Below are 22,451 nucleotides of genomic sequence, written 5' to 3'. Positions count from 1 at the left end.
CTCTCAGGGGCTCAGCGGCCTGCGGGGGAGCGGCGACGAGTAGACGATGCTGGTGGTGACCGGGCCGAGACCGGAGATCCTCCCGGCCACCTCCTCCAGGTGCGACATCGAGCGCGCCGCGACCTTGAGGACGAAGCAGTCGTCGCCCGTCACGTGGTGCGCCTCGAGGATCTCCGGCGTCGTCTCCAACAGGTCGTGGAACGGCTTGTAGTTGCCGTGCGGATAGCGCAGCCGGGTCAGCGCGAGAACGGTCTTGCCGAGCTTCTCCGGGTCCACCACGGCGGTGTAGCCCGTGATGACGCCGGCTTCCTCCATGCGCCGTACGCGTTCGGTGACTGCGCTGGCGGACATGGAGACGGTGCGGGCCAGATCGGCGAAGCTGGCGCGGCCGTCCTCCTGGAGGGCTTGCAGGATCCGCCAGTCAGTGGCGTCCGGGGAATAGTCGGTCATGGTGCAGGTGTAGCGGGGATTCCCCGGTGTGACAAGCGGAAGGCCGGGAAAATCGACTTCCCCGGCCGTTCGGCAGCTCGTAGATTCTGAGCCATGACGACGACACAGGCCCCGCCCGCCGCCGCGACCCCCGCCACCGCCAATCCCGTGCTCCGGGTGCCCCCGGCAGCCCCGGCCGCGGCCGCCGCCTACTTCTCGGCGAGCCTCGCCTTCCACGCGGACGTGTCCGATGTCGCCGCCGCCGTCAAGGCCCACCGCGAGCAGGGCGCCGAACTCGGCTTCCAGCTCGTCGACTCCCGCTCCACGCCCTCCTGGGACCAGGCCCACGTACCCGGAGCCGTCCACCTGCCCACCGCGCTCGTCCCGGAGCAGGCCGAGCGGCTGCTGGACAAGAACGTGCCGGTGGTCACGTACTGCTGGGGCCCCGGCTGCAACGGAGCCACCCGCTGCGCGCTGGCCCTCGCCGAACTCGGCTTCCAGGTCAAGGAGATGCTGGGCGGCATCGAGTACTGGATCCGCGAGGGCTTCGAGGTCGAGACCTGGCAGGGCCGCGAGCGGCGCGCCGGAGCCGACCCGCTGACCGCACCCACCGACTCCGACGACTGCGGTTGCTGAAACCGCCCTCCGGTCCGGCGCGGCGGGCCGCTCGCCCCTCGGGGGAGGCGAGCGGCCCGCCGGCCGCCGTCAGAGCTTCGACAGCTCGTCCACCAGGTCGTCCAGGCCCAGCGAGCCCTGGGACAGCGCCGCCATGTGCCACGCCTTCAAGTCGAAGGAGTCGCCGTGCGCGGCGCGCGCGCGGTCCCGGCCCAGCAGCCAGGCGCGCTCGCCCAGCTTGTAGCCGATCGCCTGCCCCGGCATCGACAGGTAGCGCGTCAGCTCGCTCTCGATGAAGTCCGCAGGCCGGCCGCTGTGCAGGCCGAAGAACTCCTGCGCCAGCCCCACCGTCCAGTGCTCGCCCGGGTGGAACGGCGAGTCCGCCGGGATCTCCAGTTCCAGGTGCATGCCGATGTCCACGATGACCCGGGCCGCGCGCATCATCTGGCAGTCCAGGTAGCCCAGCCGCTGCTCGGCGTCCCGCAGGTAGCCGAGTTCGTCCATCAGGCGCTCCGCGTACAGGGCCCAGCCCTCGACGTTGGCGCTGACCATGCCGACGCTGGCCTGGTAGCGCGAGAGCCGGTCCGCCACGTGCGTCCACTGGGCGAGCTGGAGGTGGTGGCCCGGAACGCCCTCGTGGTACCAGGTGGAGACCAGGTCGTACACCGCGAACCGGGTCTGGCCCATGGTCGGCAGCCACGTGCGCCCCGGACGGGAGAAGTCCTCGGAAGGGTTGGTGTAGTACGGGGCCGCCGCGCCGCCCGACGGGGCGATCATGGACTCCACCCGCTTGACCCGCTCGGCGAGTTCGAAGTGGGTACCGTCCAGGTTCTCGATGGCCTCGTCCATGAGGCCCTGGAGCCAGGCCCGCACCTCGTCGACGCCCTCGATGTGGGTGCCGTGCTCGTCGAGGTGCTTGAGCGCCTCCCAGGGACCGGCGCCCGGCAGGATCTTGGCGGCCTCCGCCTTCATCTCGGCCAGCAGCCGGTGGTACTCCGCCCACCCGTACGCGTAGGCCTCGTCCAGGTCGAGGTCGGTGCCGTTGAAGTACCGCGACCAGCGGGCGTACCGCTCGCGGCCCACGGTGTCCGGCCGTCCCTCCACGGCCGGGGCGTACACGTCGCGCATCCAGTCGCGCAGCTCCACGACGGAGGCGGTGGCCCCGGCCGCGGCCCCGTCCAGCTCCGCGCGCAGGGTCCCGGGGCCGGCCGCGGCGAAGTCGCCGAAGAAGTCCCGGTCGCCGTCGGCGTCCTGGCCCGCCCACGTGGTGAGCTGGCCGACGAAGGTCGCGGTGGCGCGGGGACCGGCGTACAGGCCGCGCTCCAGGCCGAGCCGCAGGCTCTCGCGGTAGCCGGCCAGGGCCGCGGGAACGGCGCGCAGCCGCCGGGCGATCGCGGCCCAGTCCTCCTCGGTCTCGGCCGGGGTCAGGGTGAAGACCTCGCGGATCGCGTGCGCCGGGGAGTGGATGTTGCTGACCGTGCGCAGGTCCTCGTCGGCCTCGTATACGGCGAGCTCCGCCGTCAGGCGCTCGCGCAGCAGCCGGCCGCAGCGCCGTTCGGCGTCGCTGTCCGCGCCGGGGAGCCGCTCGGCGGCGTCGAGCCGTACGAGGGTGGCGCGGGCGAGATCGGCGGCGGCCGCGCGGCCGGCCGGGGAGAAGTCGGGGAGTTCACCGGAGCTGGCGGTGACACCGAGGTAGGTGCCGATGATCGGATCGATGGCGATCAGGTCGTCGACGTAGGCGTCTGCGACCTGGCGGGGGAGCTGGGCGACGCTGTCACTGTGGAGGGTGTCTGACATGCGGCCATCTTCGTACGGGCGGCCCGTCCGCGTCATCAGCGTTCGCTCTGGGCCTGCTTACAGGGGGAGGAGGTCGCCGAAGCTCCCTCCCCTCCCCCTTCCACTTCGGTGCGGACCGGTCAGCCCTGGCGGCGCCGGCTCTCGTACGCGGTCCGGTCGCGCGGGACTTCGTACGGCAGCCGCGAGGCGACCGGCGGGGCGTCCAGCCGGGCCGTGATCACCAGGGTGCCCTCCTCGATCTGGTAGTCCAGCGGGAGGCCGAGGCCGCGCATGGCGGCGACCATGCCGGTGTTGGAGGCCTGGGTGACGGCGTACACGCTGTCGCAGCCGGCCTCGACGGCCATGGCGATGAGCCGGCGCAGCAGCTCGGAGCCGATGCCCCGGCGCTGCCAGTCGTCCTCGATGAGCAGTGCCACCTCGGTTTCGTCGCCGTCCCACAGCAGGTGCCCGAGGGCGACGAGCTTGCCCGAGGCGGTGGTGGCGGCGAGGGTGCGGCCGAAGCGGGGGCTCAGCAGGTGGCCCAGGTAGCGGTCGGCGTCGGCGACCGGGCCGTGGTAACGCAGGCCCAGCGTCCGCTCGGAGCACCGGTCGTGCATGGCGCGGGCGGCGGCGCGGTCGGAGCCGTCGGCGCGGCGCACGGTGATTTCGTTGCCCTCGGGCAGCGTCAGGACGTCCTGGCTGCGCGGAACGCGCGGGCCCAGACGGGCGTCGAGTTCGACCAGGGCCCTGGCGCGGGCGAACTCGGTCGGCGTGAAGGGCAGGTAGGGGCGCTCCACGGTGATGGCGCCGCCCGACGGGTCGCGCAACCGCATCACCGTCGCCTCCAGGACCCCCTCGACCGGGGCGTCGGCGCCCGTGTTGGGGCGGCCGGAGAGGGTGGTCGCGGGGATCGAGTGGATGGTGCAGCGGCCGAGCAGCTGGCGCAGGGCCAGGGGGAGTTCGGCGGCGTCCAGGGCGGTGCGGGTGGCCAGACCGAGGACCCGGGTCGGGGTGTCGACCAGGTCGTGGGCGTCGGCGCGCTCGATCCAGGTGCTGCGGCCGCCCGCTCCGGCGATGGCCCGGGTCAGCTCGGCGGAGGGCAGCTGCTGCGGGGCGCGGAGCAGGAACTCGTCGACGGTGCCGCCCTCGGGGAGCGGGTGGGTCTGGAGGGTCAGGATGTCCACGCCGTTGCGGGCGAGGGCCGAGCAGAGTGCGGCCAGGCTGCCGGGCTCGTCCCGCACCGTCGTGCGCATCCGCCACAGGGCGGCGGCGGTCGCGGACGGGGTGGAGGCGGCGGGGGCGGCGGCCCGGCCGCCCGGATCCGGGAGCGCCGTGCTCGGCGGCGCATGGCTGTGGCGGCGCGCCCACCACGTGTGGAACGCCGCCGTGACCAGCAGTGCGACGGCCGAGGCCACCAGCAGCATGGGACCCCGTGGGCCGTGTGCGACGAGATTGGCGATGCCGTCGGCGACCGCGACGGCGCAGAACAGGGCGGCGAGTTCGACGACGTCACGGCGCCAGTGGTGGCGGTGGGGACGCTGGGCGGAGGCGGGGTTACGGTCAGTCATGCAGACCACTGTGGCCGAGGGGTGTTGCGTGATCACGAACGATCTGTGACCGACTGGTTAAGTGTCAATCCGGTCGATGTGGACGATCTGGCCGCCTTGGTCGGTTTTATGCGGTCTACCGGTTTCAGGCTGGTTTCCCGCGCGGATCGCGGGCCGCTACGACTGCCCCACGAGCCCCGGCTGGAGCGTCGTCGTGAAGAGTACGCCGCCACCCTGGCGGCGCAACCGGACGGTGAGCTCGCCGCTGCCGCCGTCGATCGAGACCTCTCCGTAGTACGGGGGGTTCTCCGCCGGGGACATGTTGGCGACCGGCGCCGACTGGACGTACGCGGTCCGCGGCCCGAAGGTGGCGTCGAGCCGGCCGGCCGGGAAGCCGCCCGCGCCGATCGGGCCGGAGACGAACTCCCAGAACGGCGCGAAGTCGGTGAAGGCGGCCCGCTCCGGCGCGTAGTGGTTCGCGGCCGTGTAGTGGACGTCGGCGGTGAGCCACAGGGTGCCCGTGATGTGCTGGTGCTTGATGTGGCGCAGCAGTTCGGCGATCTGGAGCTCGCGCCCGAGCGGTGCGCCCGGATCGCCCTGGGCGACCGCCTCGAGGTCGGTGGCGCCGTCGGGGACGACGATGCCCAGCGGCATGTCGGCCGCGATGACCTTCCAGGTGGCGCGGGAGCGGGACAGCTCGCGCTTGAGCCAGGCCAGCTGCTCGGCGCCGAGGATGCCGATGGGGTCCTCGGTCCGGGTGCCGGGGGAATTGGCGTTGCGGTACGTCCGCATGTCCAGGACGAACACGTCGAGCAGCGGGCCGTACCGCATCACCCGGTACATCCGGCCCTCGGCGCGGCCGCCGCGCAGGTCGGTGACGGGGAAGTACTCGCCGAAGGCCTGCCTGGCCCGCGCGGCGAGGGTGTCGACGTCCTTGACGGTGTAGCGGGGGTCGTCGATCAGCTGGCCCGGGTACCAGTTGTTGCGCACCTCGTGGTCGTCCCACTGCGCGAGCACCGGGACCTGGGCGTTGAAGTCCTTGAGGTTGCGATCGAGCAGGTTGTAGCGGAAGTTCCCGCGGAACTCGGCGAGCGTCTCGGCCACCTTGTCCTTCTCCTCGGTGGTCACGTTGTGCCACACGCTGCCGTCGGGGCGTGCGACGGAGGCCTGGACCGGGCCGTCCGCGTAGATCGTGTCACCGCTGAACAGGAAGAAGTCCGGGTCGCGCAGCCGCATCTCCGCGAAGACCCGGTAGCCGCCGAGGTCGGGGTTGATCCCCCAGCCCTGGCCCGCGAGGTCCCCGGACCACAGGAAGCACACGTCGTCGCGGCGCGAGACGGGCGTGGTGCGGAAGGTGCCGGGAACCGGCGCGCCGGCGCGGCGCGGGTCGGCCGGGTCGGCGAGCAGCACGCGGTAGTGGATCTGGCGTCCGGGAGGCAGGTCGCGCAGGGTGGTGGTGCCGGTGAAGTCGGTCGCGGGCCCGAGGAAGGGGCCGTCGTGGCGGCGCACACCGTAGCGGAACGACTCGCTCGGGGAGGTCTCGACGTACATCTGCGCGGGGCGGTCGGAGCGCGTCCAGACGGTGGCGGAGTGCGCGGTGATCTCGCCGGACTGGACGCCCCAGAGAGCGCTCGGCCGGCCGGCCAGGACCAGGGCCGGCGCCGTGCGGGCGGCGGCGAACGCCGGTGCGGCGAACGCGCCGGACAGGGCGAGGCCGACCGGGACGGCGAGCGAACTGCCGAGCAGCGACCGTCGGGTGTGCGGCGTGGGTGCCATGGTGCGTCTCCAGGGACCGGTGGGGGGCGGGCCGGACCAGTGTGCCGACGCACACCGGCCCGGCCGCGTCGTCCACGCGAACCGCGGGTGAACACCCGTCAGCTGGTCGTCGAGCTCAGGGAGGCGGGGGAGGCCGCGCGCGCCGTGTCGAGGATGACCCGGGCGACGAGCGCCGGATCGTCGTTCATCGGGACGTGGCCGCACCCCGGCAGCCGGACCAGTCGCGCCCCGGGAATGGCCTGCTTGGCGCGGACCCCCTGGCGGCGCATGAGCAGCCGGTCGCGGTCGCCCCAGGCGATGGTGACGGGCAGTCCGGGCAGGTCGGCGGTGAACCGTACGGCGGCCCCCGCGGCCAGCGTCTCCTCGAAGCCGCCGGCCGCGCGCAGGGCCAGCGTCTCGGCGACCACGGCCTCGGGGGAACGGCGCGCCGGACGGGCGTAGATGGTTCCGGTGAGCGCCGCCCGGCCCGGGGCGGTGCGGGAGAGCCGGTCCAGCGCGGGGCGGGGCAGCGCCCGGGCTCCGGCGTGCATGGCGCGCAGGGCGGCGAAGGCGTAGCGCCGCTCGCCCTGCGACCAGAAGCCGGCGGGGGAGAGGGCGGTGACCGAGCGGACGAGGCCGCCGCGGGCCATCTCGAGCGCGAGCAGACCCCCCAGGGAATTGCCCGCGACGTGCGGGCGCTCCACGCCGAGCGCGGAGCAGAGCGCGCCGAGGGCCGGGGCGACGGTCGCCAGGTCATAGGGGACGCCGTGCGGCAGCGGACCCGAGAGGCCGAAGCCGGGCAGGTCGACGGCGATGACGTCGTGTTCGGCGGCCAGGATGTCGGTCACCGGGTGCCAGGCCTGGAGGTGGTGGCCGATGCCGTGCAGGAGGAGGAGCGGCTCGCCGGCGCCCTTGCGCTCGTAGGAGACGGTGGCGGTGCGCGGGCCGTGCGGCGAATCGATGGGGAAGGAGACCGTGGCGGTCATGCTGCTCCTCGTCGGGTGGACGCGTGTGAGACAGGCTGTCAGTAATGACTACCGCTCAGTAGGTACCGACGGCAAGGCTTCGGCCGGCGAGGTCGGCGGAACCGTGCGGAGTGCCTCCTCGTGCGCGCGAACATCCTGTGAACGGCTTGCTACATATGCCCGATCTGCCCGGCAAAGCGGCGAGCATTGGTCTTGACCAAGGTGGTGCGCCGTCCTATCGTCGCAGGGATAGTGCAGGAACCTTTAATAAACAAGGGCGCGGAACTGCGGTGCGGAACTGCCGCTGGAATACGGCGTTTGCAGCGATTGCAGGAGGAGTCAGGGTGGGGACCACGCAGCTCGAATCGGTGCCGGAGCCGAAGTACTGGCACCTGAAGACCGTGCTCAGCGAGGCGCTGGACCAGGACTTCGCCGTGGGCGAGGTACTGCCGAACGAGCGCGAGCTGGCCGCCCGGTTCGGAGTCGCCCGCGCCACCCTGCGCCAGGCGCTGGAGCAGCTGGAGCTGGAGGGCCGCCTGCAGCGGCGCCGGGGCGTGGGCACCACCGTCGCGCCGCCGCGGGTCGGCGTCGCCGTCGCCGGCACGGGGCACAGCTGGCCGGGGGAGAGCATCGACGGCTGGGAGAGCGTGGACGCGGTCGAGGCCGTGGCCCCGGCCGCGGTGAGGACGCTGCTGGCCGCCGGGCCGGGCTTCGCCGCCGACCAGCCGGTGCACACGGTGCGCCGGACCCGCGTCACGCAGGGGCAGGCGGTAGCCGCCGAGCTGCTGTACGTGCCCGCCGGGTCGGTCCCGGGACTCTCGGCCATCGACGCTCCCACCGGGCCCGCGCGGGCGCGGGCGGTGCTGCGGGAGCTCCAGCGGCTCACGCTCGACGGGCAGGACCGGTCCGTGGAACTCGGTTCCGCGCGCGCCGACGACGCCAAGGAGCTCGACCGGCTGCCGGGCGCCCCCGTGCTGCTGGTGACCACCCGTTACTTCACCGCCGAGGGGACGGCCGCCGTCTCGGTGGCCACGTACCGCGCGGACACCTGCCGCCTGACCTTCGGCGACTCCGGGGTCGAGATCACGGATACGACCCGCGCAGCCTCGTAGCGCGATCACCGGACCGCCGGGGGCCCCCGGGTGCGCTCCCAGGCCCGCACCGCCCGGCACGGCACCGCGTCCCCTGGCTGCAGCCGTTTCCACCGGCGTTGTCGGACCGCGCGCGTGCGTCCGGTACGAGGGGGCCTCCGCCTTGCGATGCACCGCACCCGGGGAGGTAGCCGGGGGAGACGGGACCGGGCAGACCCTCCCGGGCGCAGCACTCGATCGGGCGAGGTCCTCCTCCGGCGCAGGCGGGCTCGGGCCCCGCGGTCATCCGCCACGGATGGTGGGGAGCCGCGGCACGGACAGCAGACCGAGTGCCCGCACGCAGGGCGGGCAGGGGCTTGACCGGAGCGCGGCCGCTACGGCAACGCCCGCTCCGGCGCCGGAGGTACGTACGCCCTGACGCAGCGCGCGCCGTAGGGCCCGCCCGCGCAGCGGGCCGGGGGTGACCGGCTCCAGACCGCCGGCAGGGGGCCCCGCCCAACGGGGCGGAGCCGTGGCAGGCGTGTTCCCGCGGCGGGCGGGGGCGCTGTCGGGTCCGCGCGGGCGGCGGCGCGAGCACCGTTGTGCCCGGCCGGGAGCTCCGCTTCCTCCGGGGCCTGCGTACGGCTGCCGCGAAGCGGCCCCCCTTGCAGCACGTGGTGGTACGAGGGGTGCGGGCCGCCCCGCGGGGGCTACCTCGGCTTCCCCGGGAAGGACCCAGCCCGGGAACGGCAGGAGTCCAGTCGCGTCCGGCCCGCAGTAACCCGGCCGGAGGCTGCTCAGGGGTGGGTTCCGGTCCCACCCGGGGAGCGGCAGGGAGCTCGGAGGCCGCGCGGCGCGCGGACGCCGGCCGGCCGTTACCAGCGGCGGCGGGCCGTCACCGTCTTCTCCACCGCGAACAGCTCTTCCTCCACGTGGTCCAGCGCGAGCCGCAGCGCTCCCGTCGCCACCGCCGCCTCACCCAGCAGCGACAACTCCACCTTCGGCGGGCGCAGGCAGTACCGCTCCAGTTCGCGGCGCAGCGGTTCGAGCACCCCGTCCAGGCCGGCCGCCCAGCCACCGACCACCACCAGCTCCGGGTCCATCGCCAGGACCAGCGCCGCCACATCGTGGACCAGCCGTTGCAGGAAGCGCTCCACCGCGGCCACCGCGCGCGCGTCCCCGCGCCGGGCCATCGCGAAGACCTCCGCGACCGCCGGCTCGTCCAGCGGGTGCAGCGGCTCGCCGGTGGTCGACAGCAACCTCTCCGGTGTGGCTTCGCGCCCCAGCAGATGGAGTGCTCCGATCTCACCCGCCGCCCCGCCGAACCCGCGGTGCAGCCGGCCGCCGATCAAGGAGCCCGCGCCCGGACTGAGGCCCGCCATCACGAAGACCACGTCATCGGTGTCGCGTGCGGCGCCCTTCCAGTGCTCGGCGACCGCCGCCGCGTTGGCGTCGTTCTCCACCTGCACCGGGCAGCGGAACGAGCGCCGCAGCCGGTCGCCGAGCGGCAGCCCCGTCCAGCCCGGCAGCGCCGTCCCGAGCCGGACCGTGCCGTCCGCCTCCACGATGCCGGGGCTGGCGACGCCCACGGCCCTCAGCGAATCCCGGGGTACACCGGCACGCCGCAGCAGGTCGGCCACCGCCGCGCGGACCCGCTCCAGCCGCTCGTCGGCCGAAGCGGCCTCGGCGACGTCCTTGGTGCCCGCGCCGATCACCCGTCCGTCCAGCCCGGAGAGCAGCACGGCGATCCGGTGGGAGCCGATCTCGATGCCCAGCAGATGACCTGCCTCGGCCCGGAAACGGAACCTCCTGGCCGGTCGGCCCTGTCGCCGCGCACCTTCCTCGGCTTCGGCCTCGACGACGAGTCCGGCCCCGATCAGTCCTTCGACGACCCCCTCCACGGTCGGCCGCGACAGGCCGGTGACCCGGGTGAGGTCGGTGAGGGTCGGCGATCCGGCCGCCCGCAGGGCGCGCAGCACGACGGCCGAATTGATGCGCCGGAGCAGAGAGGGGTCCCCGCCGGTCAGCTGCCCCAACGTGTGTCCTCCCAGCTAGCGGCCCTGTCAGCCGGATCGTACTGCGCCCCCGGTGCGGCGGCGAGAAGCGGCCCCCCACCGGCCGGTGCGCCCGGTCGCCTCAGGCCGGGGAGACGAACTCGGACTCGTACGCCGTGATCACCGCCTGGGTCCGGTCCCGCGCACCCGACTTCGCCAGGATCGCGCTGACGTGGGACGGCAGCTGCGCCCCGACGTCGTGGCGATGGACGTGCGGATGCCGCGCCGGTGGGACGACCGGCTCGCCGGGGCCTTCTACGGCGTCAACTTCGGCCAGATAGCGGCCGTTGCGTTCGGCGCCACCTCTTTCGCCGGCGAGTTCCGTGACGGAGTCCTGCGGATCTCGCTCACGGCCGTGCCCGACCGGAGCCGGCTGTACCTCTGCAAGGCGGCGGAGGTGGCTGTACTGGCCTTCGTGGTGGGGGAGGTCACGGGTGTGGTCGCCTTCGTCACCGGACGGGCCTTCATGGGGGGAGCGGGCGCTGGGCGTGGGTGACCCGGGCACACTGCGGGCGGTGTTCGGCAGTGGTGTCCACCTGATGCTGATCGCCCTGCTGTCGGCCGGTCTGACCGCGCTGGTGCGGAGCGGCACCCTCGTGTTGAGCCTGCTCATACCCTTCCTGCTGATCCTGCCGTTCGTCATCGGCCAGGTGGCGGGCGGAGTGGGCCAGTTCATGCCCGACCGGGCGGGGCGGCTGGTCATGCGGATGGAGGCTGAAGGGCCGCTCGGCCCTTGGACCGGGCTCGGTGTCGCCGCGCTGTGGTCGCTCGCGGCCCTGGCCGCGGGTTGGCTGGCGGTGCGGCGCCGGGCGGTGTGACGCCGGGCCAGTTGTCAGTGGTCGCCCGGATACTGACGCCATGACCACGGCAGAGCATCTCGACACGATCGACCGGCTCCGGGCGCAGGTGTTTCCTTCGGAGCCGGTGTGGTCCGGCCGGCACAGCAGTGGGCCGGGATACCACCTGGTCCAGCTCGTGGAGACCCGGGACTTCTGGGAGGACGACGGCTCGGGGCGGATCGAGGCGGCCGATCAGATCAGTGCCGAATACGGGGCGCTTGCACAGGCGCTCACCGATCGATGGGGTGAGCCCCAGCTGTTCACCCTTGAGGGGACGCTGCACCGGGGGCTCGACGGGGAGGAGATACCGGAGCCATGGGAGGAGCTCAGCAACAGCACCGACCACGTGCACCTGTGGCGGGCCGAAGACCGGTGGCTCGTGGCCTGCGTGGCCCACTGGGAGGCGGAGGACCCGTACCGGCTGATCGCCGGCGTCACGGTGATCGACCCGCCGTAGACCGGCCCGGCCAGGGGCTTAGAAGGTCTCCTCCGCGGCGGCGCGCAGGCGCGCGTATTCCTGGGCCATGGACTCCGCCGTCCAGTGGGCGTTGAGCCCGCTGGGGTTGGGCAGGGCCCAGACGCGGGTGGCGCCGATGGTGAGTTCCTGGGGGCCGATCTTGGCCTTGGGCTCCTGGAAGGCGATGCGGTACGCGGTGACACCGACCACGGCCAGCCACTGGGGGCGCAGGAGTTCCACCTTGGCGGTCAGGAGGCGGCCGCCCTCCCGGTACTCCTCGGCGCTCAGCTCGTCGGCGCGCGCGGTGGCGCGGGCCACGACGTTGGTGATCCCGAGGCGGTAGGACAGCAGTTCTTCCTGCTCGGCGGGGGCCAGCCGGCGCGGGGTGAAGCCGGACAGGTGCAGGACCGGCCAGAAGCGGTTGCCCGGGCGGGCGAAGTGGTGGCCCGTCGCGGCGGAGAGGAGTCCCGGATTGATACCGCAGAAGAGCACGCGCAGGCCGCCCGCGACCACGTCGGGGACGACGCGGTCGCGGGCGGCGTTGAGCTCGTCGCGGGTCAGAGGATCGACCCCGGCGTGTACCCGGCGGCCTCCGGGTGCTGCTTGGCGATGTCCTCGATGCGGGAGACCACCGTGGCGACCTGGTCGCCGGCGGCGCCCGTGAAGGACAGCTTGTCGGCCATCAGGGCGTCGAGCTGGGCCCGGTCCAGCGGCATCCGCTCGTCCGCGGCCAGCTTGTCCAGGAGCTCGTTGCGCTCGGCTCCCTGCTCGCGCATGGCGAGCGCCGAGGCAACGGCGTGCTCCTTGATGACCTCGTGGGCGGCCTCCCGGCCGACCCCGGCCCGTACCGCGCCCATCAGCACCTTGGTGGTGGCGAGGAACGGCAGGTAGCGGTCCAGCTCGCGGGCCACGACCGCCGGGAAGGCGCCGAACTCGTCGAGGACGGTGAGGAAGGTCTCCAGCAGGCCGTCGAAGGCGAAGAAGGCGTCGGGCAGGGCCACGCGGCGGACCACGGAGCAGGAGACGTCGCCCTCGTTCCACTGGTCGCCGGCCAGCTCGCCGGTCATCGAGGCGTAGCCGCGCAGGATGACCATGAGGCCGTTCACACGCTCGCAGGAGCGGGTGTTCATCTTGTGGGGCATCGCGGACGAGCCGACCTGGCCGGGCTTGAACCCCTCGGTGACGAGCTCGTGGCCGGCCATCAGGCGGATCGTCTTGGCGATCGAGGACGGGGCGGCGGCCAACTGCACCAGCGCGGTGACCACGTCGTAGTCCAGCGAGCGCGGGTAGACCTGGCCGACCGAGGTGAAGGCCTGGGCGAAGCCGAGGTGGGCCGCGATCCGCTGCTCCAGGTCGGCGAGCTTGGCGGCGTCACCGCCCAGCAGGTCGAGCATGTCCTGGGCGGTGCCGACCGGGCCCTTGATCCCGCGCAGCGGGTAGCGGGCCAGCAGGTTCTCCAGGCGGTCGTAGGCGACCAGCAGCTCGTCGGCCGCGGTGGCGAAGCGCTTGCCCAGGGTGGTCGCCTGCGCGGCGACGTTGTGGGAGCGGCCGGCCATGACCAGCTCGGCGTGCTCGCCGGCCAGCTTGCCGAGGCGGGCGAGGACGGCGACGGTGCGGTCCCGGGCCAGTTCCAGGGAGAGCCGGATCTGGAGCTGCTCGACGTTCTCGGTGAGGTCGCGCGAGGTCATGCCCTTGTGGACGTGCTCGTGGCCGGCGAGGGCGTTGAACTCCTCGATGCGGGCCTTCACGTCGTGCCGGGTGACCTTCTCGCGCTCGGCGATGGAGGCGAGGTCGACGGTCTCCAGGACGCGCTCGTAGTCGGCGACGGCGGCGTCGGGGACTTCGATGCCGAGGTCCTTCTGGGCGCGCAGCACGGCGAGCCACAGCCGCCGCTCCAGCGTCACCTTGTACTCGGGGGACCACAGGACGGCGAGCTCCGCGGAGGCGTAGCGGCCGGCCAGGACATTGGGGATGCGGGGCTTGGCTGTCACGTGTAGGGATTCTACTTGGGCCGCCGCTGTGCGTTTACGCAGGTAGGGGACCCGCTCCGGATTGTGCCTTGCTACGAGAGCCGGTCGGGCGCCCAGGCCTCGTACGGCAGCAGCTCCGAGCGCTTCGCCGCGCGGCCGTCGCCGGAGGAACGGCCCGTGATCCGGCGCCCGATCCAGGGGAGCAGGTGCTGCCGGGCGAAGCGGACGTCCTCGGCCCGGCGCACGGACCAGCCCGGGGCCGTCGCGGGCGGCAGCGGCGCCCGCCAGTCCTCCTCCGGAGGCAGGCCCAGCGCCTGCCAGACCGCCTCGGCCACGCGCCGGTGGCCTTCGGGGGTCAGGTGCAGCCGGTCCACGTCCCACAGCCGGGGGTCTCCGAGCACGGGCGCCCCGTACAGGTCCACGAGCAGCGCACCGTGCCGTGCGGCCAGCTCCTCCAGGAGGGCGAACAGTTCCTCCATCCGGGGGCGGAAACGTTCCATCACCGGCCCGTTGCGGCCCGGGGAGCGCATCAGGACCAGGGTCTTGCAGGCGGGGGCGAGCAGCCCCACGGCTTCTTCCAGGTGCCCGCGCACCCGCCCCATGTCGACCTTGGGCCGCAGCGCGTCGTTCAGGCCGCCCACCAGCGTCACCACATCGGCGCCCATCGCCGCTGCCGCGGGCGCCTGGTCCCGGGCTATCTGCCCGATCAGCTTCCCGCGGACCGCGAGGTTCGCGTAGCGGAAGCCCGGTTCCCGCGCGGCCAGACGGGCGGCCAGCAGGTCGGCCCAGCCCCGGTAAGAGCCGTCCGGCAGCAGATCGGACATGCCTTCGGTGAAGGAGTCGCCGACCGCGGCGAAACTGGTGTAAGACGCATTCATCTCCATGGCGCAGCGATGCTACCGCGCGGTACGCCGGTTCCGCACGGCCCTGCGGAGCCGGCATACCGCGGGCCGTTGGCTAAGCGGCGGCCGGCCTGCCGAAGAGCTCGCGCAGGACGTCCTCCATCGTCACCAGCCCGGTCATCACACCGTTCGGACCCTGCACGGCGGCCAGGTGCGTCCGGCTGCGCCGCATGGCGGTCAGTACGTCGTCCAGCGGGGTCTCCGCCCGTACCTGCGCGATCGGGCGCAGCGCGGATGCCGGGAACGGCTGGTCCCGCTGGGTCACGTCCGCATCGAGCGCGTCCTTGACGTGCAGGTAGCCGAGGATCTTGTGCTGCGCGTCGATCACCGGGAACCGGGAGTACCCGGACGTGGCGGCGAGCCGCTCCAGTTCCGCCGGGGTGATGTCCGCGCGCGCCGGGACCACCCGGTCCGACGGCAGCACCACATCGGTGACCGGCCGTCGGCCGAGTTCCAGGGCGTCGTGCAACCGGGCGCTCGCCCGGTTGTCGATCAGTCCCGCCGCGCTGGAGTCCTTGACCATCCTGGCGAGTTCGTCGTCCGAGAACGTCGCCGCGACCTCGTCCTTGGCGTCGACGCGCAGCAGGCGCAGGAGCAGGCTGGCGAACGCGTTGATCGCGAAGATCGCCGGCCTGAGCGCCCGCGTCACGGTCACCAGCGGCGGCCCCAGCAGCAGCGCCGTCCGTACCGGCTCCGACAGCGCCACGTTCTTCGGCAGCATCTCACCGAAGAGCATGTGCAGGTACGTCGCCAGGGCCAGCGCGACCACGAAGGAGATCGCGTGCGTCAGCCCGACCGGCACACCGAAGAAGTCGAACACCGGCGTCAGCAGGTGCGCGATGGCCGGCTCGGCGACCACACCCAGCACCAGGGTGCACAGGGTGATGCCCAGCTGCGCCGCCGCCATCAGCGCCGACACGTGCTCCAGGCCCCACAGCACCGCGCGGCCCCGCCGGTCGCCCTGCTCGGCGTACGGCTCGATCTGGCTGCGCCGGACGGAGATCAGCGCGAACTCCGCGCCCACGAAGAAGGCGTTGACGACCAGGGTCGCCAGGCCGATCAGCAACTGGATCACTGTCATCGCGAGTCCCCCGTACCCTCGTCATCGGAAGCTGCGGGCTGGTGCAGCAGCACGCGCGCCGCCCTGCGCCCGCTCGCGTCCACCACGTCCAGCCGCCAGCCGTCGAGCTCCAGACTGTCCCCGACCTCCGGGATCCGGCCTAGCTCGGTCGCTATCAGCCCGGCCAGCGTCTCGTACGGGCCGTCCGGCACCCGCAGGCCGATCCGGCGCAGCTGATCGGTGCGCGCGGCGCCGTCTGCCGAGAACAGGGGTCGGCCGCAGTCGTCCGAACCGGCCGGGGCCAGGTCCGGCATCTCGTGCGGGTCGTGCTCGTCGCGGACTTCGCCGACGACCTCCTCGACGATGTCCTCCAGCGTGGCCACACCGGCCGTGCCGCCGTACTCGTCGATCACCACGGCCATCGTCTGCTTGCCGGAGAGCCGGTCCAGCAGCCGGTCCACCGTGAGCGACTCGGGCACCAGCAGGGGTGCGCGCAGCAGCTGCGACACCGGATAGCCGTGCCGCTCCTCGGCGGGCAGTGCCAGGACGTCCTTGATGTGGACGGTTCCCACGACGGTGTCGAGGCTGCCGCGGTACACGGGGAACCGGGACAGGCCCGTCGCCAGCGTCGCGTTCGCCACGTCCTCGGCGGTGGTCTGCACGTCGAGCGCGGTGACCTGGACCCGCGGTGTCATGACGTTCTCGGCCGTCAGGTCGGCCAGGTTCAGGGTCCGCACGAACAGTTCGGCGGTGTCCTTCTCCAGGGCTCCCGCCTTCGCGGAGTGCCGGGCGAGGGCGACGAGCTCCTGCGGACTGCGCGCCGAGGCGAGCTCCTCGGCCGGCTCCATGCCGAACCGGCGGACCATGTGGTTCGCCGTCCTGTTGAGCTGGCTGATGAAGGGCCTGAACGCCCGGCTGAACACGCGCTGGGGGGTCGCCACGCGTTTGGCGATGGCCAGGGGGGAGGAGATCGCCCAGTTCTTCGGAACCAGCTCGCCGATCACCATCAGGACCACCGTGGACAGCACGGTGGCCACCACCAGCGCGGTGGAGGAGGCGGCGCCGGCCGACAGGCCCATGGCCTGGAACGGGCCCTTGAGCAGGGCGGCGATCGAAGGCTTGGAGATCATGCCGATGACCAGGCCCGTCACGGTGATGCCGAGCTGTGCGCCGGACAGCTGGAAGGTCAGGCTGCGCACGGCGGCCAGGGCGCTCGCGGCGCCCCGTTCACCACGCTCGACGGCCCCTTCGAGCTCACCGCGCTCGACGGTCGTCAGGGAGAACTCGGCCGCCACGAAGACCCCGCAGGCGAGGCAGAGCAGCAGCGCCAGGAGGAGCAGGAGCACTTCGGTCATCGGTCGGTCACCTCCGTTCCATGATCGGTCAGGAGGAGGGGCATCGCGCGACGTCGTGCCTGCGGAGGTCGGCTGCGGGTACTGGGAGGCTCGCCCATGGGCGGACGTTCACACCTTTCGCTCGTGGGGACGGGTCCTGACATGGTAAAGGACGGGCAAAGGGAAGGCCCCCTGCTTTCGGCAGGTCCCACCGGATGGTGGGATCGCCGCATGAATGATCTTCATATCGCCGCCGCGACGGCCGCGGACCTCACGGCCGTGCTGGACTTCTGGAAGACCGCCGCCGAGGGCACGAGCATCAGCGACGACCTCGCGGGCGTCGAACGGCTCCACGCCCGTGATCCGCACGCCCTGCTGCTCGCCCACCGCGACGGCGAACTGGTCGGCAGCGTGATCGCCGGGTTCGACGGCTGGCGCTGCCACCTCTACCGGCTCGCCGTGCACCCGGAACACCGCAGGCAGGGCATCGCTGCGGCGCTGCTGGCCGCCGCGGAGGAGCGTTTCCGCACCCTCGGCGGCCGGCGTGCCGACGCGATGGTGCTCGACCGCAACGAGCCGGCGCGGCTGGCGTGGAAGGCGGGCGGGTACCACCCGGAGGACCACTGGACCCGCTGGGTCAAGCCGCTGAACGGCTGACACCGGCGGCCCGGCCGCCGGGACCGCTCAGTCCACGCCCCGACGGGCCGTGCCCAGTACGCAGTACGAGGTCGGCAGCGCGGGCCCGCGTTCGGGCAGGCGGAACACCCGCTGCGAGACGATCCGGAATCCGGCGGCCTCGATCGAGGCCAGCGGGTCGCGCGCGGTGTGGCAGTTGCCGAACAGGCGGGGCCACACGGTCCGGTCCAGGGTGCGCTGGACGGCGGCCATGCCCGGTCCCGGCGCCAGGCCGTGCTCGAAGAAGCGCAGCTCGCCGTCGGGACGCAGGACGCGGTACAGCTCGGCGAGGGTCCGCGGCAGGCTGCGCACGCTGCACAGCACGAGGGAGGCGACGGCGGCGTCGAAGGCCTCGCTCTTGACCGGGAGGGCCTCCGCGACGCCGGGTACCAGGTCCACCGGCACCTCGGCGCGCAGCGCGGCGGCAGCGGCACGCCGGCGCAGCACGCGCTCCGGTTCGACGGCGACGACCTCGGAGACGGCGCGGGGGTAGTGGGCGAAGTTCAGCCCGTTGCCCGCCCCGATCTCGATGACGCGGCCGGACACCCCGTGCAGGAGCTCGCGCCGCACGGCGGCGATGCCGCCCCGGGTGTCGGCGGCCGGGCTGACGCGGGCGTAGAAGCGGGCGAAGAGGGGATGGTGGACGGGATCCGAACTGAGCCGTGATGTGGGCATGACGAGCCTCCGGGCGGGTGCGACGGGTGCGGTTGCCCTGCCGGGCTGTTCCCCGTCCAGGCGGCCCGCGAAACCGGTGGCGCGTGGTACCGGCCGCCCCGGCGGGCGAGTTGGGGCCGCCTGAGGTGAGTACGCGTACTCATGAACCCCGGCCGGACCGTACGGATAATCGGATCATCCGGCCCTTGTCGCGGGGCCGCCCCAGGACGTGGAGACGCCGTGAAGTTCCGTGCCGGACCGGCCCGTACCGTGCTGCTCGCGGCGGGAGTGCTCGCGTTGACCGCCTGTGGGACCACAGTAGCCCCGGGTGCCGGGCCCGCGGCCGGATCCTCCACCCCTTCCGCGGCGCCGAGCGTCGATTACGCGGCCCAGGCCGCCGCTGCGGTGGAGCGGCACGACAAGCTGTTCCCCGAGGTGGCCGCGCGGTGCGCGGGCAAGGCCGGGACGCTGCCCGCCGCCGAGACCGGGGCGCCGGCCGACCTGCCGACGGACCCGGCGGCGCGCAAGTACGCCGAGAACCACGGGTACAGGACCCAGGCCCGGCTCACCCCGGCGGCCCGGTGCCGCGGCGACGCGCACGCCGCGCGGATCCAGGCGGCGCTGGGCGGCTCCGACGGCAAGGGTGCGCCGCGCACCACGGAGGAACTCCGGGTTCTGCTGACGGGGCTGGGCTACCGGGCCGAGAGCGGGGACGTGTACGGCTCGGGGCCGGACAATCTGATGTTCGTACTGTCGGTCCCGGAGAGCGGGCCGTGCGTGACGGGCTACCTGGGCAGCCCGGTGAAGATCGAGGCGCACGGTGTGTACCTGGAGGGCGGCTGCCACGAGCCCCGCGGCGGCCACTGAGGCGGTGAGGCGGGGAGCGCCGTCGCGCGAACGCCCCCGCCCCGGCGGGCCGGTCCTCAGGCCGGCCAGGCGGCCGTGAACGAGTGCGCCGACCAGCCGCCGTGCAGGGGCGGGGCGAGCCAGGTGGGGGCTCCGGCCCGGAACTCGGCGGGCGCCAACGCGCCGGCGCCCTGCGGAACCGCGCCGAGCAGCGGGAGGCCCGACACCTTCGGGAGGTCGGCCAGGTTGCAGCGCGAGGCCAGGTCGGGGGCGGCCGGCCAACTGCCGATCACCACGCCCGGCGCGGTGAGCCCACGCGCCTCCAGCGCTTCCGCCGTCAGCGTCACGGAGTTGAGCGTGCCGAGGGCCGCCGGGGCGACGACCAGGACCGGCGCGTCGAGCAGCCGCGCCGCATCGGCCAGCGTGTGCCCCTCCTCGTCGAAGCGGACCAGCAGACCCCCCGCGCCCTCCACCAGGACCAGGTCGTGCGAGGCCGCCAGCTCCTGCGCCGCCTCCGCGACGGCGGCGGGGGACAGGGTCGCCAAGCCCGAGCGGCGCGCCGCCGTGTCCGGGGCCAACGGCTCCGGATAGCGGGCCAGTTCCCGCGCGGTGACGGACGGTCCGGCCAGCCGGACGACCTCCGCCGCGTCACCCGGCTCGTCCGGGCCCACGCCCGTCTGGGCGGGTTTGAGCACCGCCACCGACCGGCCGGCGGCCACCGCCGCCGCGGCGACCGCCGAGGTCACCACCGTCTTGCCGATCTCCGTGCCGGTGCCCGATACGAACAGGATCGTCATGTCAGCCTTCCTGCGCGGCCGCACGGACGGCACGGCAGATGCGGGCCACATCCGCGTCACCCGTCACGAACGGCGGCATCGTGTAGATCAGGTCGCGGAACGGGCGCAGCCAGACGCCCTCGCGCACCGACGCCCGCGTGGCGGCGGCCATGTCGACCTCGTGGTCGAGCTGGACCACGCCGATGGCGCCCAGCACCCGTACGTCCTTCACCCCGGGCAGCTCCGCGGCGGGGGCCAGGCCCGCCAGCAGGCCGGTCCCGATCCGCTCGACCTCCGCCGCCCAGTCCTGGCTCAGCAGCAGCTCGACCGAGGCCAGCGCGACCGCCGTGGCCAGCGGATTGCCCATGAAGGTCGGCCCGTGCGCCAGGACCGGTACCTCGCCGCGCGAAATGCCGTCGGCCACTCGGGGCGTGCACAGCGTCGCCGACAGGGTGAGGTAGCCGCCGGTCAGCGCCTTGCCCAGGCACATCACGTCCGGGGTGATCCCCGCGTGGCCGGCGGCGAACAGGGCGCCGGTGCGGCCGAAGCCCGTCGCGATCTCGTCAAGGACGAGGAGGACGTCGTACTCGTCGCACAGCTCCCGCAGCACCCGCAGGTAGCCCGGGTTGTGGAAGCGCATCCCGCCCGCGCCCTGCACCACCGGTTCCACGATCACGGCGGCCAGCTCGTGCGCGTGCGCCGCGATCAGCGAGCGCAGGTGCGCGGTGTACGCCGGGTCCACCGGGGTGTCGAACCCGCCGGGCGGCACGTCGGCGAACACCTGCCGGGGCAGCTGCCCCGACCACAGCTCGTGCATCCCGCCCTCGGGATCGCAGACCGCCATCGGCTGCCAGGTGTCCCCGTGGTAGCCGCCGCGCCAGGTCAGCAGCCGGGTCTTGGCGGGCCGTCCCAGGGAGCGCCAGTACTGGAGGCACATCTTGACGGCGACCTCGACCGCGACCGAGCCCGAGTCGGCGAGGAAGACGTGCTCCAGACCGGCCGGGGTGATCTCGACCAGCTTCGCGGCCAGCCGGACGGCGGGCTCGTGGGTGAGCCCGCCGAACATGACGTGCGACATCCGGCCCAGCTGGGCGCTGACGGCCTCGTTCAGCACCGGGTGGTTGTAGCCGTGGATGGCCGACCACCAGGAGGACATGCCGTCGACCAGTTCCTGCTGCCCGTGCGCCGGGGCGCCGAGGCGCAGCCGGACACCCGCGGCGGAGGAGACGACCAGCGGGTCCTGGCGACCGGGCATCGGGCCGTACGGGTGCCAGACGTGCTGCCGGTCCAGCGCGAGCAGACCGGCAGCCGAAAGGGGGAGCGGATCAGGCATTGGGGGCGAGATCCGTCCCCGCGCCGCGGCGGCGTACCGCTACCAGGTCCGAACGCACCTCGCCGGCCTCCGCCTGGACGCGGACGGGAGCCTCCTCGGGCGCCGGCTGCGCGGCGTCGTGTCCCGAGCAGCCGCCGCACGCGGAACCGCAGCCCGGCGCGTCGGCGGAGCCGGCGGAGGCCGCCGAGCCGCACACCGGGCCGCCCGCGCCGTGCGAGCCGCAGCCCCCGGCCGCAGCCTGGTCCGAGCGGTGCGCGGGGAGGGTGGTCGTACCGGCACCCTCCACCTCGAAACCGGCGTCCGCGATCATGTCGAGGTCGGCCTGGCCGGCCTGGCCCTCGCTCGTCAGGTAGTCGCCGAGGAAGATGGAGTTCACCAGGTGCAGGGCCAGCGGCTGCATGCTGCGCAGGTGCACCTCGCGGCCGCCCGCGAGACGGACCTCGACGTCGGGGCAGACGAAGCGCACCATCGCCAGGATCCGCAGGCAGCGCTGCGGGGTGAGGTTCCACTCCTTGGCCAGCGGGGTGCCCTCGAAGGGGATCAGGAAGTTGACGGGAACGGAGTCCGGGTCCAAGTCGCGCAGCGAGTAGACGACGTCGACGAGGTCCTCGTCGCTCTCGCCCATGCCCGCGATCAGGCCGGAGCAGGCGGACAGACCCGCCGCGTGGGCCTTTTGTACGGTGTCGACCCGGTCCGCGTAGGTATGCGTCTTGGTGATCTGACCGTACGTCGCCTCGGACGTGTTGAGGTTGTGGTTGTACGCGTCGGCACCCGCGTCCCGCAGGCGTTCGGCCTGGCCGTCGGAGAGCAGGCCCAGGCAGGCGCAGACCTCGACGCCCTCGTTCTGCTCCTTGATCGCCTCGATCGTCTTGCCGACGCGCTCCACGTCGCGGTCCGTCGGACCGCGTCCGCTCGCCACGAGGCAGACGCGCTTCGCGCCGCCCGCGACACCGGCGGCGGCGGCCTGCGAGGCCTCCTCGGGCTTCAACCAGGTGTACTTGAGGATCTCCGCCTTCGATCCCAGACGCTGGGAACAGTACGAACAGTCCTCCGGGCACAGTCCCGACTTCAGGTTGACCAGGTAGTTCAGCTTGACTCGCCGTCCGAACCACTGGCGGCGTACCTTGCCGGCCGCGGCCACCACGTCGAGCAGTTCGTCGTCGGAAGTCGCCAGTACGGCGAGTGCCTCTTCGCGGGTCGGCAGCTCGCGCCGCAGCCCCTTTTCCACCAGGGTGTTCAGCAGGTCCATGACGCCGATCCTGGACCACACGAGCACTCACGGCCAAGGAGGGATCGCACAACATCGCCGGAACGCAGTGTGTGTATCGCCACACCTGGCGCTCGTGCCCCGGCGGGCTAAGGTCTAGCAGGCCTGTGGACAGCCGACAAAACGC

Annotated in this window: 22 protein-coding genes and 1 pseudogene; 7 read left to right on the top strand and 16 right to left on the bottom strand. The window is 73.2% G+C overall.

The features are described 5' to 3' along the window. Positions 1-3 precede the first annotated feature (3 nt). Entirely contained in the window at positions 4-450 is a 447-nt protein-coding gene (locus tag ACWGH1_RS02160; protein WP_453357554.1) for an Lrp/AsnC family transcriptional regulator, read from the bottom strand. Positions 451-543: 93 nt separating this feature from the next. Here ACWGH1_RS02160 and ACWGH1_RS02155 point away from each other — a divergent pair, with 93 nt between their 5' ends. After that, a complete protein-coding gene (locus tag ACWGH1_RS02155; RefSeq protein ID WP_453357555.1) occupies positions 544-1,065 on the top strand; it encodes a rhodanese-like domain-containing protein in 522 nt (173 codons plus the stop codon). A 69-nt stretch (positions 1,066-1,134) separates the two neighbouring features. On the opposite strand, the gene ACWGH1_RS02150 is transcribed toward ACWGH1_RS02155, so the two are convergent. The 4 genes from ACWGH1_RS02150 to ACWGH1_RS02135 form a co-directional block, all read right to left on the bottom strand. Further along, complete coding sequence (locus tag ACWGH1_RS02150) at positions 1,135-2,841, bottom strand: DUF885 domain-containing protein (protein ID WP_453352336.1); 1,707 nt, start codon at positions 2,839-2,841, stop codon at positions 1,135-1,137. 119 nt (positions 2,842-2,960) lie between these two features. Next, a complete protein-coding gene (locus tag ACWGH1_RS02145; protein ID WP_453352337.1) occupies positions 2,961-4,388 on the bottom strand; it encodes a GNAT family N-acetyltransferase in 1,428 nt (475 codons plus the stop codon). A 156-nt stretch (positions 4,389-4,544) separates the two neighbouring features. Beyond that, complete coding sequence (locus tag ACWGH1_RS02140) at positions 4,545-6,143, bottom strand: alkaline phosphatase D family protein (RefSeq protein WP_453352338.1); 1,599 nt, start codon at positions 6,141-6,143, stop codon at positions 4,545-4,547. 98 nt (positions 6,144-6,241) lie between these two features. Beyond that, positions 6,242-7,108, bottom strand: a complete 867-nt coding sequence (locus ACWGH1_RS02135) for an alpha/beta fold hydrolase (protein ID WP_453352339.1) — start codon at positions 7,106-7,108, stop codon at positions 6,242-6,244. Between the two features lie 323 nt (positions 7,109-7,431). On the opposite strand from ACWGH1_RS02135, the gene ACWGH1_RS02130 reads away from it, so the two are divergent. Beyond that, positions 7,432-8,199, top strand: coding sequence for a GntR family transcriptional regulator (locus ACWGH1_RS02130; RefSeq protein WP_453352340.1), 768 nt, complete (start codon positions 7,432-7,434; stop codon positions 8,197-8,199). Positions 8,200-9,032: 833 nt separating this feature from the next. Here the strand turns inward: ACWGH1_RS02130 and ACWGH1_RS02125 are convergent. Further along, positions 9,033-10,193, bottom strand: a complete 1,161-nt coding sequence (locus ACWGH1_RS02125) for an ROK family transcriptional regulator (protein WP_453352341.1) — start codon at positions 10,191-10,193, stop codon at positions 9,033-9,035. A 100-nt stretch (positions 10,194-10,293) separates the two neighbouring features. Beyond that, positions 10,294-10,392 (bottom strand): annotated as a pseudogene (locus tag ACWGH1_RS02120) (DNA-binding response regulator); the annotation flags it as partial. Here ACWGH1_RS02120 and ACWGH1_RS02115 point away from each other — a divergent pair. The 3 genes from ACWGH1_RS02115 to ACWGH1_RS02105 are packed head-to-tail and all read left to right on the top strand — an operon-like array spanning position 10,384 to position 11,507. Then, a complete protein-coding gene (locus tag ACWGH1_RS02115) occupies positions 10,384-10,707 on the top strand; it encodes a hypothetical protein (protein WP_453352352.1) in 324 nt (107 codons plus the stop codon). The pseudogene ACWGH1_RS02120 and the gene ACWGH1_RS02115 sit on opposite strands and share 9 nt — an antisense overlap. 19 nt (positions 10,708-10,726) lie before the next feature. Next, a complete protein-coding gene (locus tag ACWGH1_RS02110; protein ID WP_453352342.1) occupies positions 10,727-11,029 on the top strand; it encodes a hypothetical protein in 303 nt (100 codons plus the stop codon). A gap of 40 nt (positions 11,030-11,069) precedes the next feature. Further along, positions 11,070-11,507, top strand: coding sequence for a hypothetical protein (locus ACWGH1_RS02105; protein WP_453352343.1), 438 nt, complete (start codon positions 11,070-11,072; stop codon positions 11,505-11,507). Between the two features lie 18 nt (positions 11,508-11,525). Here the strand turns inward: ACWGH1_RS02105 and mug are convergent, their stop codons facing one another. The 5 genes from mug to ACWGH1_RS02080 all read right to left on the bottom strand — a co-directional run bounded on the left by mug (position 11,526) and on the right by ACWGH1_RS02080 (position 16,794). Beyond that, the gene (gene mug, locus ACWGH1_RS02100) at positions 11,526-12,068 is read right to left on the bottom strand and encodes a G/U mismatch-specific DNA glycosylase (protein ID WP_453352351.1); all 543 of its coding nucleotides are present in this window, start codon (positions 12,066-12,068) and stop codon (positions 11,526-11,528) included. Next, positions 12,065-13,498: an adenylosuccinate lyase gene (purB, locus tag ACWGH1_RS02095; RefSeq protein WP_453352344.1), complete on the bottom strand. Its 1,434-nt coding sequence runs from the start codon at positions 13,496-13,498 to the stop codon at positions 12,065-12,067. Before purB ends, mug begins: the two co-directional genes overlap by 4 nt. 71 nt (positions 13,499-13,569) lie before the next feature. Next, positions 13,570-14,361 (bottom strand): SGNH/GDSL hydrolase family protein, encoded by a 792-nt coding sequence (locus ACWGH1_RS02090; protein WP_453352345.1) that lies wholly within the window; start codon positions 14,359-14,361, stop codon positions 13,570-13,572. Between the two features lie 73 nt (positions 14,362-14,434). Then, positions 14,435-15,460, bottom strand: coding sequence for a hemolysin family protein (locus ACWGH1_RS02085; protein ID WP_453352346.1), 1,026 nt, complete (start codon positions 15,458-15,460; stop codon positions 14,435-14,437). Beyond that, positions 15,457-16,794, bottom strand: a complete 1,338-nt coding sequence (locus ACWGH1_RS02080; protein ID WP_453352347.1) for a hemolysin family protein — start codon at positions 16,792-16,794, stop codon at positions 15,457-15,459. Before ACWGH1_RS02080 ends, ACWGH1_RS02085 begins: the two co-directional genes overlap by 4 nt. A 210-nt stretch (positions 16,795-17,004) precedes the next feature. Between ACWGH1_RS02080 and ACWGH1_RS02075 the strand changes: the two genes are divergently transcribed. Beyond that, positions 17,005-17,430, top strand: a complete 426-nt coding sequence (locus ACWGH1_RS02075; protein WP_453352348.1) for a GNAT family N-acetyltransferase — start codon at positions 17,005-17,007, stop codon at positions 17,428-17,430. 27 nt (positions 17,431-17,457) lie between these two features. Here ACWGH1_RS02075 and ACWGH1_RS02070 read toward each other — a convergent pair whose 3' ends face one another. Further along, positions 17,458-18,123, bottom strand: coding sequence for a class I SAM-dependent methyltransferase (locus ACWGH1_RS02070; RefSeq protein ID WP_453352349.1), 666 nt, complete (start codon positions 18,121-18,123; stop codon positions 17,458-17,460). A gap of 219 nt (positions 18,124-18,342) precedes the next feature. On the opposite strand from ACWGH1_RS02070, the gene ACWGH1_RS02065 reads away from it, so the two are divergent. Then, a complete protein-coding gene (locus ACWGH1_RS02065) occupies positions 18,343-18,969 on the top strand; it encodes a hypothetical protein (protein WP_453352350.1) in 627 nt (208 codons plus the stop codon). A gap of 56 nt (positions 18,970-19,025) precedes the next feature. Here ACWGH1_RS02065 and bioD read toward each other — a convergent pair whose 3' ends face one another. The 3 genes from bioD to bioB are packed head-to-tail and all read right to left on the bottom strand — an operon-like array spanning position 19,026 to position 22,306. Then, positions 19,026-19,745 carry a dethiobiotin synthase gene (bioD, locus tag ACWGH1_RS02060; RefSeq protein ID WP_453408344.1) on the bottom strand — a complete coding sequence of 240 codons (720 nt, stop codon included), beginning with the start codon at positions 19,743-19,745 and terminating at the stop codon, positions 19,026-19,028. Between the two features lies 1 nt (position 19,746). Continuing rightward, a complete protein-coding gene (locus ACWGH1_RS02055; RefSeq protein ID WP_453356530.1) occupies positions 19,747-21,057 on the bottom strand; it encodes an adenosylmethionine--8-amino-7-oxononanoate transaminase in 1,311 nt (436 codons plus the stop codon). Then, entirely contained in the window at positions 21,050-22,306 is a 1,257-nt protein-coding gene (gene bioB / locus ACWGH1_RS02050; protein WP_453356531.1) for a biotin synthase BioB, read from the bottom strand. Before bioB ends, ACWGH1_RS02055 begins: the two co-directional genes overlap by 8 nt. Between the last annotated feature and the right edge of the window lie 145 nt (positions 22,307-22,451).

The sequence above is a fragment of the Streptomyces sp. NPDC054883 genome, assembly GCF_053610645.1.
The sequence above is the reverse complement of the archived record's forward strand: the minus strand, read 5'-3'. Positions and strand labels throughout refer to the sequence as shown.

What these genes read in the sequence shown, in the direction of transcription:
- ACWGH1_RS02085 (WP_453352346.1), bottom strand. Translation starts at nt 15,460, where the DNA reads ATGACAGTGATCCAGTTGCTGATCGGCCTGGCGACCCTGGTCGTCAAC.
- ACWGH1_RS02080 (WP_453352347.1), bottom strand. Translation starts at nt 16,794, where the DNA reads ATGACCGAAGTGCTCCTGCTCCTCCTGGCGCTGCTGCTCTGCCTCGCC.
- ACWGH1_RS02150 (WP_453352336.1), bottom strand. Translation starts at nt 2,841, where the DNA reads ATGTCAGACACCCTCCACAGTGACAGCGTCGCCCAGCTCCCCCGCCAG.
- ACWGH1_RS02105 (WP_453352343.1), top strand. Translation starts at nt 11,070, where the DNA reads ATGACCACGGCAGAGCATCTCGACACGATCGACCGGCTCCGGGCGCAG.
- bioD (WP_453408344.1), bottom strand. Translation starts at nt 19,745, where the DNA reads ATGACGATCCTGTTCGTATCGGGCACCGGCACGGAGATCGGCAAGACG.
- ACWGH1_RS02090 (WP_453352345.1), bottom strand. Translation starts at nt 14,361, where the DNA reads ATGGAGATGAATGCGTCTTACACCAGTTTCGCCGCGGTCGGCGACTCC.
- ACWGH1_RS02135 (WP_453352339.1), bottom strand. Translation starts at nt 7,108, where the DNA reads ATGACCGCCACGGTCTCCTTCCCCATCGATTCGCCGCACGGCCCGCGC.
- ACWGH1_RS02140 (WP_453352338.1), bottom strand. Translation starts at nt 6,143, where the DNA reads ATGGCACCCACGCCGCACACCCGACGGTCGCTGCTCGGCAGTTCGCTC.
- ACWGH1_RS02155 (WP_453357555.1), top strand. Translation starts at nt 544, where the DNA reads ATGACGACGACACAGGCCCCGCCCGCCGCCGCGACCCCCGCCACCGCC.
- ACWGH1_RS02075 (WP_453352348.1), top strand. Translation starts at nt 17,005, where the DNA reads ATGAATGATCTTCATATCGCCGCCGCGACGGCCGCGGACCTCACGGCC.
- bioB (WP_453356531.1), bottom strand. Translation starts at nt 22,306, where the DNA reads ATGGACCTGCTGAACACCCTGGTGGAAAAGGGGCTGCGGCGCGAGCTG.
- ACWGH1_RS02160 (WP_453357554.1), bottom strand. Translation starts at nt 450, where the DNA reads ATGACCGACTATTCCCCGGACGCCACTGACTGGCGGATCCTGCAAGCC.
- ACWGH1_RS02070 (WP_453352349.1), bottom strand. Translation starts at nt 18,123, where the DNA reads ATGCCCACATCACGGCTCAGTTCGGATCCCGTCCACCATCCCCTCTTC.
- ACWGH1_RS02145 (WP_453352337.1), bottom strand. Translation starts at nt 4,388, where the DNA reads ATGACTGACCGTAACCCCGCCTCCGCCCAGCGTCCCCACCGCCACCAC.
- ACWGH1_RS02055 (WP_453356530.1), bottom strand. Translation starts at nt 21,057, where the DNA reads ATGCCTGATCCGCTCCCCCTTTCGGCTGCCGGTCTGCTCGCGCTGGAC.